Consider the following 16,270-nt stretch of genomic DNA (forward strand, 5'->3'; position numbering starts at 1 on the left):
CTCCCCCCTTTGCGGGGGAGGGTGCCTGCGGAGCAGGCGGGAGAGGGGACGACCTCTCCGGAACTGGCGCTCCCCTCTCCCGACCCGCTTCGCGGGCCACCCTCCCCCGCAGAGGGGGGAGGGTACGCGCGCGGTCGCCCCATGCATGAGTCCGCCCGATGACGACGCCCCTCTGGACCCCCGAGTCCCTGGAAGCCGCTACCGGCGGCACCTTGCGCGGCAACCCGAAGCCGATCACCGGCGCTTCCATCGATACGCGGAAGCTGCAGCCGGGCGACCTGTTCTTCGCCATTCGCGGTGAGGCGCGGGACGGTCACGACTTCGTTCGCGATGCCCTGGCGCGTGGTGCCGGGGCGGCCGTGGTCGCGGCTGACCGGGCCGAGGAATTCGCCGGGGCAGGGGGCCTTCTCGCGGTATCGGGGACGAGCGAGGACCCGATCCTCGACGCCATGCGGGCTCTGGGCCAGGCCTCGCGCGCCCGCAGCCAGGCCGGCATCGTCGCCGTCACCGGCTCGGTGGGCAAGACCGGCACGAAAGAGGCTCTGCTTCACGTCCTCTCGGCTCAGGGCGAGACCCATGCCTCCATCGCCTCCTACAACAACCATTGGGGCGTGCCCCTGACTTTGGCGCGGATGCCGGCCGAGAGCCGTTACGGCGTGTTCGAGATCGGTATGAACCATCCGGGCGAGATCGTGCCGTTGACCGCCATGGTCCGGCCCGACATCGCGCTGATCACCACGGTCGAGCCGGTGCATATCGAGCACTTCGCCTCGCTCTCGGCCATCGCCGATGCCAAGGGTGAGATCTTTTCCGGGTTGAGTACGGGCGGGACCGCCATCATCAACCGCGACAATCCGAACTACCCGCGGCTGCTCGCCCATGCGCATGCCTCGAAGGCGGGGCGGGTCGTCACGTTCGGTGAGCATGAGGAGGCGGATGTCCGCGCCCTTCGCATCGTCATGCGGCCCGATCTCTCGGTGGTGGACGCGGTGGTGATGGGCGTCCCCGTCACCTACCAGCTCGGCACGCCGGGCCGGCACGTGGCGATGAACTCCCTCGGCGTCATGGCGGTGGTCCATGCTCTCGGGGCCGATCTCGCCCGCGCTGCCCTGTCGCTCGCCGCGCTGAAACCGCCGGTGGGGCGTGGCGAGCGCACGGCCTTGCGGCTCAAGGAGGGCGAGGCCTTCCTAGTGGACGAGAGTTACAACGCCAACCCGGCTTCGGTGCGGGCGGCTCTGGCCACCTTGTCGGGGATCGAGACAGGGCCGCGCGGGCGCCGCATCGCGGTCCTAGGCGACATGCTCGAACTCGGCGCTTCGGCCGAAGATCACCACCGCGCGCTCGCGTCCGCCGTGGAAGCGGGCGGGATCGACCTCGTCTTCACCGCCGGCCCGATGATGCGGCATCTGTTCGAGGCGCTGCCGGTGAGCCGGCGCGGCGTCTCGGCGGGCGTTTCGTCGGATCTGGTCGATCCGCTCATCGGCGCCCTCCGCGCCGGTGACGCCGTCATGGTGAAGGGGTCGAACAGCATCCGCATGGGTCACATTGTCGAAGCTCTCAAAGCCCGCTACGCGGACGCGGTGGACCGCGCCGAGTCGGCGCAGGCCGCGATCCGCCAATAGACCTCCGTGTCAGGCCCGGCCTCGCACCGGGTTCGCCCGCCAGCCGGGTGCACGGCGGGGATGGAAAGGCGCGCGGCCTCCTCCAACCCCGATGATCCATTCTCAGACAAACCGCGACCGGGTGTCGGATGCTGTATCTCCTGTCGGACCTGAGCGGCACGCTCTCGCCCCTCAACGTCTTCCGCTACATCACCTTCCGCACCGGCGGCGCGCTGTTCACGGCGGGCCTGTTCGTGTTCTGGTTCGGGCCACTCATCATCTCGCTGCTGCGCCTGCGCCAGGGCAAGGGTCAGCCGATCCGCGAGGACGGTCCGCAGACTCATCTGACCAAGCGCGGCACGCCGACCATGGGCGGGCTGATGATCCTGGCCGGCGCCATCGTGGCGATCCTGCTCTGGGCCAACCCGCGCAATCACTTCGTCTGGGTAACCCTCGCGGTGACCCTGGGCTTTGGCGCCATCGGCTTCTACGACGATTACCTCAAGGTGACGAAGCAGTCGCATAAGGGGTTCTCTGGCAAGTTCCGGCTCCTGCTCGAAGCCGCTATCGCCATCTCGGCCTGCACCCTGATCTCGTATTATTCAGCGCCCGCGCTCCAGAACCAGCTCGCCTTCCCGGTCTTCAAGGATGCCCTGCTGAATCTCGGCTGGTTCTACGTGCTGTTCGCCGGCTTCGTCATCGTTGGTGCCGGAAACGCCGTGAACATCACCGACGGCCTCGACGGCCTCGCCATCGTGCCGGTGATGATCGCCTGTGGAACCTTCGGGGTCATCGCCTATCTGGTCGGCAACGTCTTCACCGCCGGATACCTCCAGGTGAACTACGTCCGCGACACCGGCGAACTCGCGGTCGTCTGTGGTGCAGTCATCGGGGCGGGGCTCGGCTTCCTGTGGTTCAACGCCCCCCCGGCGCAGATCTTCATGGGCGATACCGGCTCGCTCGCCCTCGGCGGCCTGCTCGGCACCGTGGCGGTCGCCACCAAGCACGAGATCGTCCTCGCCATCGTCGGCGGCCTGTTCGTCTTGGAGATCATGTCGGTGATCATCCAAGTCGCCTCGTTTAAGCTCACTGGCAAGCGCGTCTTCCGCATGGCGCCGATCCACCACCATTTCGAGCAGAAGGGCTGGAAGGAGCCGCAGGTCGTCATCCGGTTCTGGATCATCGCCGTGATCCTGGCGCTCGCCGGCCTCGCGACGCTGAAGCTGCGCTGAGCGTCGTATGATGGTTCGTCACAACTGGTTTTCCTCCCGCCGATCCACCTCGTCCTGAGGTGCCGCAGCGGAGTGGAGGCCTCGAAGGAGGCCTCCACTTCGTGCATTGGGCTCTGAAGGCCTCCTTCGAGGCCCGCTCGCGCGGGCACCTCAGGATGAGGTAGAGGGAGGGGGACAGAGATCAGAGCATTGGCGAGTTCGAGACCCGCATGACCCCCGCCACCACCTTCGCCGGCCGCACGGTCGCCCTGTTCGGCCTCGGCGGCTCCGGCCTCGCCACGGCGGTCTCGCTCCAGGCCGGGGGCGCCCGCGTCGTCGCCTGGGACGACAGTACCGAGAGCCAGGCAAAGGCGCGAGAACAGGGCGTCACCGTTGCGGATCTGCGCAGCGCAGACTGGTCGGGTTTTGCCGCCTTGATCCTGGCGCCCGGCGTACCGCTGACCCATCCCGTACCCCATTGGAGCGTCGGTCTCGCCAAGGCCGCCGGGATAGAAATTATCGGCGATGTCGAGCTGTTCTGCCGCGAGCGGGCGAAGACCGCCCCCGATGCACCTTTCGTCGCCATCACGGGTACCAACGGCAAGTCGACCACCACGGCGCTGATCGCTCATATCCTGGCCAAAGCGGGCCGTGACGTGCAGATGGGCGGGAATATCGGCACCGCGATCCTGTCGCTGGAGCCGCCGGCGCCGGGGCGCTGTCACGTCATCGAACTGTCCTCGTTCCAGATCGACCTGACGCCGTCGCTGGCTCCCAGCATCGGCGTGCTCCTCAACATCACGCCCGACCATCTCGACCGCCACGGCACGATGGAGAATTACGCGGCGATCAAGGCGCGCCTCGTCAACGGCTCCGCCCTCGCGGTGGTCGGGGTCGACGACGAGCCGAGCCGCGCCATCGCCGACCGGCATAGGGGGGCGCTCGTGCGGATCGGCGTCGCGGTGCAGGATGTGGATGGGCTGACCGTCCGCGACGGGATCGTGGCCGGGCGCTCCGGGGAGGCCATCGCCGACATATCCGGCATCGGATCGCTTCGTGGAGCGCATAACTGGCAGAACGCCGCCGTCGCCATCGCCGTCGTCCAGGCCCTCGGTGTGACGGGTGACGAGATCGTTTCCGCATTGGAGACTTTTCCCGGCCTGCCGCATCGGATGGAGCAGGTCGGCCGGCGCGAGCTGGTGCTCTTCGTCAACGATTCCAAGGCGACCAACGCGGATTCCACCGAGAAGGCTCTCACCGCCTTCCGCGACATTCATTGGATCCTCGGTGGCAAGCCGAAAGAGGGTGGTATCGACCTGCTGGAGCCTCTGTTCGACCGCGTTGCCCACGCCTACCTCATCGGCGCAGCGAGCGACGTCTTCGCCGCGACACTGGAGGGGAGGGTGCCCTATACGCGCTGCGGCACCCTGGATGTGGCGACGAAGCAAGCGGCGGAGGCTGCTGCGAGATCAGAGGCGCCGGAGCCGGTGGTCCTCCTCTCGCCGGCCTGTGCCTCCTACGACCAGTTCAAGAGTTTCGAAGATCGGGGCGACCAGTTCCGCGCGCTCGTGCGGGGGCTGATCGGGTAATCCGACGCCGCGTGATCAAGGCAATCCTGGTCCGCCCCCGGCTTCCCAGGACAGCGACGGCCTGACGCTTGGGCGACCGCCCTCGGCATGCGGGGGACGCAAGACCGTCGGTTTAAGTCTTCGCTGACGGGGAGTGCCTCATGCTGAGGCCGGGCGCGTATCCTCAGGCGGGTTGGACGGGCGGAATGGCGGCAGGCGGGAGATGGAGCGCGAGTGCGGCGGGCGTCGATATGGCGTCGGCTGATCCTCGCCGTGTCTCGTCGGGCCCGCTCCACACCCTCGGCTATGCGCTGTTGGCGCTGGTCATCTTTTTCACGTGCTTCACCTTCATGAAGCCGTCGCCCTATGATTTTCTGGCATTGCCGACGATCGCGTTGTGGTTCCTTCTGGGGATCAGGCTCTACCGCTCGACGATCCTCATCGTCGCGCTTCTGCTGATCTATCTGATGGCGATCGTCATCGCGCTGATACCCTATCTCGACGAGAGCAATTCGGTCGAATGGACGTATCAGGCCGTCTATCTCGGTTTGACCGGGATCTTCTTCGTGATGTTCTTCTCGGACGAGACCTCGGAAAGGGTCGGATTCGTCCTCAAGGCCTACCTCGCCGGGGCCCTTTTCGCCGCGATTTGCGGCATCTTTAGCTATTTCGACGTGCTCGGCGAAGACGTGCTGTTCAAGATGGACGGCCGTGCCTCGGGCGTGTTCCAGGATCCCAACCTGCTTGGATCCTTCCTGATCCTGTCGGTGCTGTACCTCATTCGCCGGATGCTGGTGGGTGAGACACAGCGGGTGTTCCTGTCGACGACGGCGCTACTCGTTCTCCTGGCCTGCGTCTTCCTCTCCTTCTCGCGCGGGTCCTGGGGGGCGTGCCTGCTTGGCATTCTTCTGACGATCAGCCTCACATTCGTGACCTCTCCGTCGCGTGCGATTCGGCAGCGGATCGCCCGATTGTCGGCCCTCGCCGTACTCGTCGGTGCGCTCCTGATCGGCGGCCTTCTGTCGATGGAGGGTGTCTCGGAGCGGTTCACCGATCGGGCGCAGGTCACGAAGGATTATGACGAAGGCGAGACCGGCCGGTTCGGCAACCAGCGCCGCGGCATCCCGATGCTCATCGATCGCCCCCTCGGTTTCGGGCCGCTGAGATGGCGCGTGGTCTTCGATCTGGAGCCGCACAATTCCTATATCGGTGGTTTCGCAAATGGCGGGTGGCTCGGAGGTTTCGCTTTCGTCTCTATGGTCATGACATCGATCTTCGTCGGATTTCGCTTGTGCCTTAAACCATCGCCGTATCAGGGGCTCGCCCAAATCGTGTTTCCAGCCTTGCTGATGTTCTTTCTGCAAGCATTCCAGATTGATATCGAGAAATGGCGTCATGTTTATATGATGCTTGGCATGGTGTGGGGACTTGAAGCGGCCCGTGTGCGCTGGTTGAATCAGCAACGAGCGACTACCGTCATTCTCGATCGCGGCCGACCGTGATCTTTGAAAAGTATCGTCGATGAAGGGATTACACAGCGCCCTGTGGAGAATGCGATGCGGGCATGTGGAAATCATATTCGATACATCGATCGTTAGCGTCACGGCCGGTAGGTGTGAGTCATCGCAGAGCTGGCACAGCAGCTCGATGAGGGCAGCTTCTTGATCACGCCGACTGACGAGGCCGAGCGCGTTGCTGCGCTTCACAGGCTCGGCATCCTCGATACACGCCCCGAAGAGCATTTCGAGGCGGTGTCGCGCACGGCCAAACGCCTTTTCGGGGTCGAGAAGGCCTATGTTGCCTTCATCGATTCCGACCGGCAGTGGATCAAGTCGGACTGCGATCTCGGCCGCAAGGAGATGCCGCGCCTCGAATCGTTCTGCCATCACACCATCGCCGGTGGCGACATGCTCGTGGTGCCGGATGCGCGCCTCGATCCGCGCTTCGCCGGGAACCCCCTGGTGACCGGCCCCGATCCCATCGTCTTCTACGCCGGCGTGCCACTGTGCCTCGAATCGGGTTTCCGCGTCGGCTCGTTCTGTCTCATGCACAGCACTCCGCGCCCGTTCGGCGTGGAGGATGAAGCGGCTCTGCACGACCTCGCGGCCACCGTCACCGCCCATCTTCGCCTCGCGGACGCCCATGTGAGGCTGGTCCGCGAGGCCGAGGAACGCGCGGCCCATCAGGCGACCATCGCCGACCAGCGGGAAGAGTTGCAGCAGCGCCAGAGCGCGCTCGCCAGCGCGCATCACCTGCTCGCCATGGCGGAAGAGGTTGCCGGGATCGGCCATTGGCGCGTTCGGCTCGCCGATGGCCAGACCTTCTGGTCCACCGGCATCTACGGGATTGCCGGGCTCGATCCCGCGACCTCCGCGCCGACATTCGACGGGGCCATCGATCTGCATCATCCCGACGACCGTGAGCTGGTTCGGTCCAGCATCTCCAATGCGCTGGAGCGAAGAGATGCTTTCGCCTTCGAAGCGAGGATGGTTCGTCCCACGGGAGAAATCCGGACGATGGTGGTTCGTGGCATCTGCGAATGCGACGTGGCGGGTCTGACCGTAGGTCTGGTCGGCACCGCCATCGACGTGACGGACGCCCGGAATTCCGACGCCGCCCTGCGGGAGCGGACGAGCCAGTTCCGCCGTCTCGTGGACGCGGTGAGCGATTGCGCCTTCGTCACCCTCGACCGGACCGGGCATGTCGCCAACTGGAACAGCGGCGCGGAGCGTATCACCGGCTATTCCGCCCAGGATGCCATCGGGCGTCACGTCTCGCGCTTCTACACGAGGGAGGGGCTCGAAGCGGGGGCCCCGCGTATCGCGCTTGCGACCGCTGCTTATGAAGGAAAGGTCAAATTCGAGTGCTGGCGGGTTCGCCGAGACGGCTCGCAATTCTTCGCCAGTGTCGCCATCGACGCCATCCGCGACGAACAAGGCTCCGTGGTCGGCTATGCTGAGATCACCCGCGACATCACCGAGCGTCGGGCGGCCGAACTCGAACTCCAGCGCAGCGAAGATCGCTACCGCACTCTCGCGGAGGCGCTGCCCGCGCTAATCTGGACGACGCGTCCACCGGACGGGACGGCGACCTATGTGAATCCCGCCTTCACGGATTTTTACGGCGCTATCGGTCCCGAGAGGACGGAGCGTACGGCGCGCAACCATCCCGACGATGCCGAACGGATGGAGGTCGCTTGGCGGACCGCCCACAAACGGGGGCGGACGTTCATGGTGGAGGGACGCCTGCGCCGCCACGACGGCGTCTACCGCTGGCACAAGATCGTGATGATTCCGATCCCGACCCATGACGACCGGGCGCCCGACGATGCCGAATGGCTCGGCACTGCCCTCGACATCGACGACATCATCACCGCGCGTCAGCGGTTGGAGGAGACGTCCGACCTGCTCCGCATCGCCCAGACGGCGGCCGATGCCGGTACCTGGGACCTCGACCTCCGGACGGACGCGATCACGCTCAGCCAGAAAGCCCTGGGCCTGTTCGGCATCCCCGGGGAGGACGCCCAGGCGATGCCGGTCCGGGACTGGATCCGGCTCGTCCATCCCGATGACAGGCAGGCGGTCCGCGAGGAGGCGGCCCACGCGATCCGGAACCAGCTCAACTACGTCGCGGAATACCGCATCCTCGTGGAAACCGAGCAGCGCTGGATCTCCACCTGCGGACGCGTACTCTACGACGTAACTGGCGCGCCCTATCGTATGGTCGGCCTGCATTTCGACATCACCGAACGAAAGACCGTAGAGGCCGCATTGCAGGCCGCGACAGCCAGGGCCGAGGGGGCGAGCGCTGCGAAGAGCGAGTTCCTCGCTGCTATGAGCCACGAAATCCGCACGCCGCTGAACAGTATTCTCGGTTATGCCGACCTCCTGCTGGAGGAGCCGAGTCGGACGCCCGACGACAGGCACCGCCTCGAATTGATCCAGGGGGCGGGCAATGCGCTCCTCACCATCGTCAACGATGTACTGGACTTCTCGAAGATCGAGGCGGGGCAGTTCACGCTGGAATTGCTGCCGTTCCCGTTACGCGACCTGATCGAGAACACCGTGGAGATCGTGCGCGGCAGTGCGCTCAAGAGCCCCGTGACCATCCTCTCGCGGCTCGACCCCGCGCTGCCGCCCTGGACCATGGGCGATGCGAACCGGCTCAGGCAGGTTCTGCTCAACCTGCTCAATAACGCGGTGAAGTTCACACTCTCCGGGTCCGTCACCCTCAATGTCAGCCAATGCGGCGAGGAGGCAGCTGGTCCGGTCCTGCGCTTCGAGGTGGTGGATACCGGCATCGGCATCTCGGCGGACCAGCAGGAGCGCCTGTTCCAGCGCTTCAGCCAAGTCGATTCCTCGATCAGCCGCCGCTTCGGCGGTACCGGTCTCGGACTCGCGATCTGCCGTCGCCTGGTCTCGATGATGGACGGGGAGATCGGTGTCACCAGCACTCCCGGGCAGGGATCGACCTTCTGGTTCACTCTCGTCCTGCCGCGCGCCGACGCAGCGAGCGGTGTCGCTGTAGAGGAAGCGGGAATGCAGCCTGTCCAGGCGTCCGCGTCATCGAGAAGGGCACGGATTCTCGTCGCCGAGGATGTGCCGGTGAACCAGGCATTGGCCCGGGCGGTCCTCGAACTCGCGGGCCACAGCGTCGAGGTCGTGGGCGACGGCGCCGAAGCGGTGGCCGCGATCCGGGATGCCGCGGAAGGACCGAAGGCTTATGATCTTGTGCTGATGGACGTGCAGATGCCGGGCATGGACGGGCTTACCGCCACGCGCCTCATCCGCGCTCTGCCTGCGCCCGCCTGTACGGTACCGATCATCGCCATGACGGCCAATGTCCTACCGCAGCAACTCGCTGCTTTGACCGCAGCCGGCATGAACGACCACGTCGGCAAGCCATTCAAGCGCGACGCGCTCTATGCCGCTATCGCCCGCTGGACCGATCCTTCGGCTACCCTCGGTGCGCCGGATTCCCCGCCCATCCTCGACCGGGAGATCTTCGACACGTTGAAGGACATGGTGGGGCCGGAGCGAGCCACCGCGCTTCTGTCCATGCTGGCGGATGAACTCGTCGACCGGTTCGGGGCCCCTCCGGACTCGGTCGACCTATCTGGCATCGATCCGCCGGAACTCGCCTACGATGCCCATGTCATGGTGTCCGCCGCCGGGCTGCTCGGCTTCGTCGGGCTGTCCGACCTCTGTCGAGAGATCGAGAACGCTTGCCGCAACGGCGACGATCTGGGCCCGCTGATCCACCGCCTCGCCGTGGTCCGGGACGGTACGCTCGGAACGATCAGGACGTTGCAGGCTGCTTGACCGTTCCGGCCAGGCTCATTCGTCCGCGGGGACCGGCTCGTCTTCCGGTTCCGGCTCTGCCGTCCAGGCGGTGGCAAAGGCGGCCAATTGCATTGCATCCTTGAAGGCCATCACCGAGACGCTGCGTTCCGTCGGCATCGCGCCCGGATAGGGAGCGATCAGCACGGTCTCCTGCGATAGGCGTGCGCCCGGCGCTTTCTCGGCGATCCAGGCCTCGGCCTCGGTGCACAGCCGTGCCGGATCCGAAGGATGGCGCGCCCGGGAATCCGAGCGCAGCACCAGGACGTAGGGGCCAAGGGTAGGATTGCGGTGCTGCAGACCCTGGATGATGTCGATCATGCTCGTGTCTCGTCACGTTTCTGCCGTGGGCGAGGCGCGCCCCCCGCCAACCCGGCCGTTCTCAGTGAAGTTTGACCCGTGGTTCGGTGCGCCGCGTCAGCGCGCGAGCCATGGCATCGAGCGCCGTCTTGATCGTGCCGTGCAGGGCCTGCTCGTGCATCTTGTAGAGTGAGCGGTACATCATCCGCGCGAAGAGGCCTGCGATGAACAGGTTCTTTCCCTGAATGAACCCCATCAGGTTGCCGACCGTGGAATACTCCCCGAGGGAGACCAACGAGCCGAAATCGCGATACTTGAACGGCTTCAGGGTCCCGCCCGCCATCTTGACCGGAATCTGCTTGATCAGGTGGCTCGCCTGCTGGTGCGCTGCCTGGGCGCGGGGGGGGATCGGGGTATCCGAGCCCTTCTCCACCAGATAGGCGCAATCGCCCATGGCGAAGATGTCGGGGTCGCGGGTCGTCTGGAGCGTCGGCGTCACGACGAGCTGATTGTTGCGCGTCGTCTCCAGGCCGCCGATCTCCTGCAGGAAGGGCGGCGCCTTCACGCCAGCAGCCCAGACGACGAGCTCGGAGGGGATAAAGCCACCATCGGCGAGCTGAACCCCATCGGGGCGGACCTCGGTGACACGCGCTTGGGTGCGGACCTCGACACCGATCTTGTTCAACAGCGTCATGACGTCGGCGGACAGACGCTCGGGGACTGCCGGCAGAATCCGGTTCGCCGCTTCGACGAGGGTGATCTTCAGATCTTTGGCAGGATCGATCCTGTCGAGACCGGTAGAGGCCACGTCACGGGTCGTACGATGAAGTTCCGCCGCGAGCTCGGTTCCGGTGGCGCCGGCTCCGATCACCACCACGTGGAGCTGCCCGGCCCGCACCGGGCCGACCTGGGTATGGGCGCGCAGCATGCCGTTGATCAGGCGCTGGTGGAACCGCACCGCCTGCTCCTGCGTGTCGAGGGCGATGGCGTTCTCCTTCACCCCCGGCGTGCCGAAATCGTTGGTGGTCGAGCCCACCGCGAGGACCAGCGTATCGTAGGGAATCGAGCGGACGGGCGTGACCTCACGCCCCTCGGCATCGTGGCTCGCGGCGAGCTGGATCGTGCGCGCGCCACGGTCGAGTCCCGTCATCGAGCCGATACGATAGCGGAAATGATGGCGGTGGGCGTGGTGGAGATAGTCCACCGCGTGGTGGCCGACATCGAGGCTGCCAGCGGCGACCTCGTGCAACAGAGGCTTCCAGATATGAGTGCGGGCCTTGTCCACGAGGGTGACGTGAGCCTTGCCTTTCCTGCCCAGCGTGTCGCCGAGCTTGGTAGCCAGCTGAAGCCCCGCCGCGCCTCCGCCGACGACCACGATCCGATGCAGGTTGTCCACGGTTTCGCCCGGTACCATGCGTTCCTCGTCTTCAGCGTTGAGCGGCAGGCCGTACGCCCTTTTTGTCCGCTCGGGTATTATAGGCAAAATCTTTTTGAACGGCAGCCTTCGTCGTGCAGGCCGGCTCTACGTCTTAAGCAGGCGCACCCGGCTGGCGGAGGGGGTGCGCTTTCGCGAAAGCCTCCTTCGACAGGCAATCCTCTGCGATCCGCTTCACGGTGGGATAGGGAGCTGTCTCGACGCCGAAGATGCCGGTGCCGACCCAGAGGCTCACGAGGCACAGATCGGCGTGGCTGATCGTGTCCCCTTGCGCGTAGCGACCGGTGCCGGGCTCGTGGGCGAGGCGGGTCTCGAGCGTCTTCAGCCCTGTCTCGAACCAGTGCCGTACGAAACCCATCATGTCGTCTTTCGGGATGTCGTAGGCCGACATCAGGTAGTTGCGCACACGCGGGACGTAGAGCGGATGGGTGTCACAGGCGACGACCTGCGCAAGGGAACGGGCGCGTGCCCGCGCCCTCGGCTCCTTCGGCAGCAGGGCCGGTTCGGGGTGGATGTCCTCGAGATAGTCGAGGATCGCCAGCGATTGGGTCAGGGGAGGGCCGTCGCCATCGAAGAAGGCCGGTACTGCCGCCTGCGGATTGATGGCGAGGAAATCCGGCTTGTACTGGTCGCCAGCGTCGAGGTCGATGAAGGTCTCCTCGCAGGGAATCCCCTTCAGGTTAAGGGCGATACGGACCCGGAAGGCGGCGGCCGAGCGCCAGTTACCGTACATCCTCATGCCCATCTCCCTCACCTTTGTCTGGCGCGGACCACACCCGACAAAGGCGCCGGTTGCAAGGGATGATCTTGTCGTAGTTCATCACGAGCGTGGCACGAGAGGATGGACGACGTGTCAAGCTTCTTCATCCGCGGCGGCATCGCTACGCTCGATGAATGACCCTGTTCGCGTATCCTCGAGTGTCGGATCACTCGGTTTGCTGCCCGATGGCCGCATTGCGCCAAACGGGAGAGCCAGGCGTGGCGGGATCCGGCCTGGCCCGTTCGAGCCCCTAGAACGACCGGCCGTAATCGTACCCGCCGCATCAGTCCGTTGCTCCCTCGGAAGCTTGCGATACTCCTCCCCCCTACCTCTTGGGCGGCATCCTGCATCAGTTTTGCTCTTCTGCCGTGACGTCGGGCACAGCCTTCGGCCGAGTGCCTCGGAACGATCCGGCGTCTTGGCTTCCCCTTGCAGGCGAGGCGGCTTCACCGTGGAAGCATAATTCCGTCGGCGTCGATTGCGGGGTTGGCGGCAGTCGCACATTTGGCAGCGCCGCCCGGTTCGCGCATAGACGGCGGGACACGGTCGACAGCCCCCGATTGCGACGGATGCCAGCGCGATGCAGATCGAAACGCCCTACCTGATGTTCCTCGGCGACGTGCCGGATACGCTCGCCGCCAAGACGGCTTACGGCATCGCCGATTGGCGGCCCGAATGGTGCGTCGGCCAGCTGCGCCTTCCCGGATGTGCCGCCGATCTCGGCATCCCCGATCTCACCCTGAGCGACGCCGTGGCCAAGGGCTGCAAGACCATGGTGATCGGCGTCGCCAATGCGGGTGGTGTGCTGCCCCCGCATTGGGTGTCCGAGGTGGTCACAGCGCTCGATGCCGGTCTCGACATCGCCAGTGGCCTGCATGTGCGCCTCGGTTCGATCCCCGAGATCGCCGAAGCGGCCGAGCGGAACGGGCGGCAGCTTCACGATGTTCGCCACACCAGCGAGACCTTCGACACGGGCAAGGGCACGAGGCGACCCGGCCGGCGCCTGCTCAGCGTCGGCACCGATTGTTCGGTGGGCAAGAAGTACACGGTCCTCGCCCTGGAGCGCGCCATGCGGGAACGCGGGCTCGATGCAGATTTCCGCGCTACGGGGCAGACCGGGGTGTTCATCTCCGGGCGCGGCGTCGCCATCGACGCGGTGGTGGCGGATTTCATCTCCGGCGCCGTGGAGTGGATCGCCCCGGCGGCGGATCCCGACCATTGGGACCTGATCGAGGGGCAGGGGTCGCTCTACCATCCGTCCTTCGCGGGCGTGAGTCTGGGGCTGCTGCACGGCGCCCAGGCCGATGCCTTCGTGGTCTGCCATGAGCCGAGCCGCACCACCATGCGCGGGGTCAAGCACTCGCTTCCCTCGATCCAGCAGGTGATCGACCTGACGATCCAGCTCGGAAGCCTGACCAATCCCGCCATCTGCCCTGTCGGCATCGCCGTGAACACGCAGAAACTGCCGGAGGACGAGGCGCAAACCCTGCTCCAAGACCTCACTCGCGATCACGGGCTGCCCGCCACCGATCCGGTTCGCTTCGGTGTCGACGGCATTATCGACCGGATGCTCGCGGAATTTCCGGCCGGGAGCGCCGCATGAGCCGCCGCCTCACCGTCGCCGTGGAGCGCTTTCCTATCGCTGGCGCTTTCACTATCGCTCGAGGCAGCCGCACGGAAGCCGTGGTGGTACTCGCGACCATCGTCGATGGGGCAGACGGCCATGTGGGGCGCGGCGAATGCGTCCCGTATCCACGCTACGGCGAATCCCCCGAGAGCGTCTGCGCACTGATCTCTGAACAGGCCGACGCCATCGCCTCGGGTGCCACCCGCACGGACCTGCTCACGCGAATGAAGGCTGGCGCCGCACGCAACGCCCTCGATTGCGCCCTGCTCGATCTCGAGGCCAAGCAGATCGGCCGACCGGCTTGGGAGATTGCCGGGCTCAGCGCACCGCAGGTCGCCACCACCGCCTACACGTTGAGTCTCGGTACGCCCGAAAGCATGGAGGAGGCCGCCCGGGGGGCTGCCCATCGCCCCCTACTCAAGGTCAAGCTCGGCGGTGAGAGCGACCCCGAGCGCATCGCCGCCGTGCGTCGCGGCGCACCGAATTCACGCCTCATCGTCGATGCGAACGAGGCGTGGCGCGCGAACACGATCGAGGCGAACCTCGCCGCCTGCGTCGCTGCGGGCGTCGGCCTGATCGAGCAACCGCTTCCGGCAGGGGAGGACGACCTTCTCGCCCAGATCCCGCGGCCGATTCCGATTTGCGCCGATGAAAGCCTGCACGACCGTGCCGGCCTCGATGCTCTCTCCAACCGCTACGATGCCATCAACATCAAGCTCGACAAGGCCGGTGGCCTCACCGAAGCAGTGATGCTGGCGCACGAAGCGAAGGCGCGGGGCCTCTCGCTGATGATCGGCTGCATGGTCGGCACCTCGCTCGCCATGGCCCCGGCGATGCTGCTCGCCCACCATGCCGATTACGTGGATCTCGATGGGCCGCTGCTCCTGGCGCGGGACCGCGACCCGGCTCTGCGCTTCGACGGCAGCCTCATCCATCCTCCGACACCCGATCTGTGGGGATAGGGCCACCGGAATCGCCGCGGGGACGCCAAATACGGCTGACGCAGATCACGAATGGGTGTTTCGGCAGGATCGGCCGCCTTTCAAATCTGCAGAGTTGATCCTGCAAAATCGTGCCGATCCGCACCATCGAGTTGACGGAACGGTGCCCGGACGGGCATGGCCCGATGCCTGCGACCGGAGTCCGGCTGCAAGCGTGACAGGTCCACCATGTTGAAGACCCGCATCATCCCCTGCCTCGACGTGAAGGACGGGCGCGTCGTTAAAGGCGTCCAGTTCCTCGAACTGCGCGATGCCGGCGATCCCGTCGAGGCGGCCAAGGCCTATGACGCGGCCGGCGCGGACGAACTCTGCTTCCTCGACATCACCGCGAGCCACGAGGCGCGCGGCACCCTACTGGATGTGGTAAGCCGAACCGCCGAGGCCTGTTTCATGCCGCTCACCGTGGGTGGAGGCGTACGCACGGTGGAGGACATCCGCACGCTTCTGCTCGCCGGGGCCGACAAGGTCTCCATCAACACGGCGGCGGTGAAGGATCCGTCCTTCGTCGAGCGAGGTGCTCTCAAATTCGGCAGCCAGTGCATCGTGGTCGCCATCGACGCCAAGCGCACCTCGGCGCCAGGGGAGCCCGATGCCTGGCAGATCTTCACCCATGGCGGGCGCACCCCCACCGGTCTCGACGCCATCGACTTCGCCCGCACCGTGGCGGCTCGCGGCGCCGGTGAGCTTCTGGTCACCTCCATGGACCGCGACGGGATGCGCTCGGGCTACGACATCGCCCTGACGCGGGCGATCTCGGACGCGGTCTCCGTGCCGGTGATCGCCTCCGGCGGCGTCGGCGGCCTCGACGACCTCGTGGCGGGCGTGCGCGACGGGGGCGCCAGCGCGGTTCTCGCCGCATCGATCTTCCATTTCGGCCAGCACAGCGTCGCCGAGGCCAAGGCACATATGGCGGCGGCCGGCCTGCGCATGCGGCTCGATCCGTAATGCGCCCCCTCGACCCCACCCTTGCCCAATTCCGCCCCGTGCCGCAGGCTCCGGCCCGTGGAGCGCGCGGCCCCGCCCGCCAACGTCCCTAGGATCGCATGACCGATTTCACTCTGAGCGACCTGGAGGCCGTGGTGGCCGACCGCGCCGCCGCACCACCGGACCAATCCTACACCGCCAAGCTCCTTGCCGGCGGGCCGGCAAAGCCCGCTAAAAAACTCGGCGAGGAGGCCGTCGAGGCCGCCATCGCTGCGGTCCAGGGGGACCGGGCAGGCTTGGTGAGCGAGGCGGCGGATGTGCTCTACCATCTCCTTGTTGTGCTGCGTGCCGGCGGCATCGGCCTGCCGGAGGTGATGGCGGAACTTCAGCGTCGTACGGCGCAGAGCGGCATCGCCGAAAAGGCGGCCCGGAGGCAGACGTGACCGTCGAGCCCCAACGGCCCGTGGCCTCCGTGATTGGGCGCGAACCGGCTCTCGGCCGCGG

At 66.2% G+C, this 16,270-nt stretch carries 12 protein-coding genes; 9 read left to right on the forward strand and 3 right to left on the reverse strand.

What is annotated here, in order from left to right; translation table 11 throughout:
* The first annotated feature begins 158 nt into the window (after positions 1-158).
* The 5 genes from ACYQML_RS09180 to ACYQML_RS09200 all read left to right on the forward strand — a co-directional run bounded on the left by ACYQML_RS09180 (position 159) and on the right by ACYQML_RS09200 (position 9,701).
* A complete protein-coding gene (locus tag ACYQML_RS09180; RefSeq protein ID WP_461235366.1) occupies positions 159-1,622 on the forward strand; it encodes a UDP-N-acetylmuramoylalanyl-D-glutamyl-2,6-diaminopimelate--D-alanyl-D-alanine ligase in 1,464 nt (487 codons plus the stop codon).
* Positions 1,623-1,750: 128 nt separating this feature from the next.
* Complete coding sequence (gene mraY / locus ACYQML_RS09185; protein ID WP_056432110.1) at positions 1,751-2,833, forward strand: phospho-N-acetylmuramoyl-pentapeptide-transferase; 1,083 nt, start codon at positions 1,751-1,753, stop codon at positions 2,831-2,833.
* A 209-nt stretch (positions 2,834-3,042) separates the two neighbouring features.
* Entirely contained in the window at positions 3,043-4,401 is a 1,359-nt protein-coding gene (gene murD / locus ACYQML_RS09190; protein ID WP_461235367.1) for a UDP-N-acetylmuramoyl-L-alanine--D-glutamate ligase, read from the forward strand.
* Positions 4,402-4,541: 140 nt separating this feature from the next.
* Positions 4,542-5,882, forward strand: a complete 1,341-nt coding sequence (locus ACYQML_RS09195; RefSeq protein ID WP_461235368.1) for an O-antigen ligase family protein — start codon at positions 4,542-4,544, stop codon at positions 5,880-5,882.
* 159 nt (positions 5,883-6,041) lie between these two features.
* The gene (locus ACYQML_RS09200) at positions 6,042-9,701 is read left to right on the forward strand and encodes a PAS domain S-box protein (RefSeq protein WP_461235369.1); all 3,660 of its coding nucleotides are present in this window, start codon (positions 6,042-6,044) and stop codon (positions 9,699-9,701) included.
* A 15-nt stretch (positions 9,702-9,716) separates the two neighbouring features.
* On the opposite strand, the gene ACYQML_RS09205 is transcribed toward ACYQML_RS09200, so the two are convergent.
* From ACYQML_RS09205 to maiA, 3 genes are all read right to left on the reverse strand, one after another.
* A complete protein-coding gene (locus tag ACYQML_RS09205; protein WP_311274175.1) occupies positions 9,717-10,040 on the reverse strand; it encodes a hypothetical protein in 324 nt (107 codons plus the stop codon).
* Positions 10,041-10,101: 61 nt separating this feature from the next.
* Entirely contained in the window at positions 10,102-11,433 is a 1,332-nt protein-coding gene (locus ACYQML_RS09210; protein ID WP_056432125.1) for an NAD(P)/FAD-dependent oxidoreductase, read from the reverse strand.
* A 115-nt stretch (positions 11,434-11,548) separates the two neighbouring features.
* Positions 11,549-12,193: a maleylacetoacetate isomerase gene (maiA, locus tag ACYQML_RS09215; protein ID WP_461235370.1), complete on the reverse strand. Its 645-nt coding sequence runs from the start codon at positions 12,191-12,193 to the stop codon at positions 11,549-11,551.
* Positions 12,194-12,794: 601 nt separating this feature from the next.
* Between maiA and dgcN the strand changes: the two genes are divergently transcribed.
* From dgcN to ACYQML_RS09235, 4 genes are all read left to right on the forward strand, one after another.
* Positions 12,795-13,817 carry an N-acetyltransferase DgcN gene (dgcN, locus tag ACYQML_RS09220; protein WP_311274173.1) on the forward strand — a complete coding sequence of 341 codons (1,023 nt, stop codon included), beginning with the start codon at positions 12,795-12,797 and terminating at the stop codon, positions 13,815-13,817.
* Entirely contained in the window at positions 13,814-14,803 is a 990-nt protein-coding gene (gene dgcA, locus ACYQML_RS09225; RefSeq protein WP_461235371.1) for an N-acetyl-D-Glu racemase DgcA, read from the forward strand. Before dgcN ends, dgcA begins: the two co-directional genes overlap by 4 nt.
* Positions 14,804-15,010: 207 nt before the next feature.
* Positions 15,011-15,787, forward strand: coding sequence for an imidazole glycerol phosphate synthase subunit HisF (hisF, locus tag ACYQML_RS09230; protein ID WP_056432135.1), 777 nt, complete (start codon positions 15,011-15,013; stop codon positions 15,785-15,787).
* Positions 15,788-15,885: 98 nt separating this feature from the next.
* Positions 15,886-16,209, forward strand: coding sequence for a phosphoribosyl-ATP diphosphatase (locus ACYQML_RS09235; RefSeq protein WP_056432137.1), 324 nt, complete (start codon positions 15,886-15,888; stop codon positions 16,207-16,209).
* Positions 16,210-16,270 lie beyond the last annotated feature (61 nt).

This window comes from Methylobacterium sp. CM6244, assembly GCF_054817885.1.

What these genes read in the sequence shown, in the direction of transcription:
- murD (WP_461235367.1), top strand. Translation starts at nt 3,043, where the DNA reads ATGACCCCCGCCACCACCTTCGCCGGCCGCACGGTCGCCCTGTTCGGC.
- hisF (WP_056432135.1), top strand. Translation starts at nt 15,011, where the DNA reads ATGTTGAAGACCCGCATCATCCCCTGCCTCGACGTGAAGGACGGGCGC.
- ACYQML_RS09210 (WP_056432125.1), bottom strand. Translation starts at nt 11,433, where the DNA reads ATGGTACCGGGCGAAACCGTGGACAACCTGCATCGGATCGTGGTCGTC.
- dgcA (WP_461235371.1), top strand. Translation starts at nt 13,814, where the DNA reads ATGAGCCGCCGCCTCACCGTCGCCGTGGAGCGCTTTCCTATCGCTGGC.
- ACYQML_RS09205 (WP_311274175.1), bottom strand. Translation starts at nt 10,040, where the DNA reads ATGATCGACATCATCCAGGGTCTGCAGCACCGCAATCCTACCCTTGGC.
- mraY (WP_056432110.1), top strand. Translation starts at nt 1,751, where the DNA reads ATGCTGTATCTCCTGTCGGACCTGAGCGGCACGCTCTCGCCCCTCAAC.
- maiA (WP_461235370.1), bottom strand. Translation starts at nt 12,193, where the DNA reads ATGAGGATGTACGGTAACTGGCGCTCGGCCGCCGCCTTCCGGGTCCGT.
- dgcN (WP_311274173.1), top strand. Translation starts at nt 12,795, where the DNA reads ATGCAGATCGAAACGCCCTACCTGATGTTCCTCGGCGACGTGCCGGAT.
- ACYQML_RS09235 (WP_056432137.1), top strand. Translation starts at nt 15,886, where the DNA reads ATGACCGATTTCACTCTGAGCGACCTGGAGGCCGTGGTGGCCGACCGC.
- ACYQML_RS09180 (WP_461235366.1), top strand. Translation starts at nt 159, where the DNA reads ATGACGACGCCCCTCTGGACCCCCGAGTCCCTGGAAGCCGCTACCGGC.
- ACYQML_RS09195 (WP_461235368.1), top strand. Translation starts at nt 4,542, where the DNA reads ATGCTGAGGCCGGGCGCGTATCCTCAGGCGGGTTGGACGGGCGGAATG.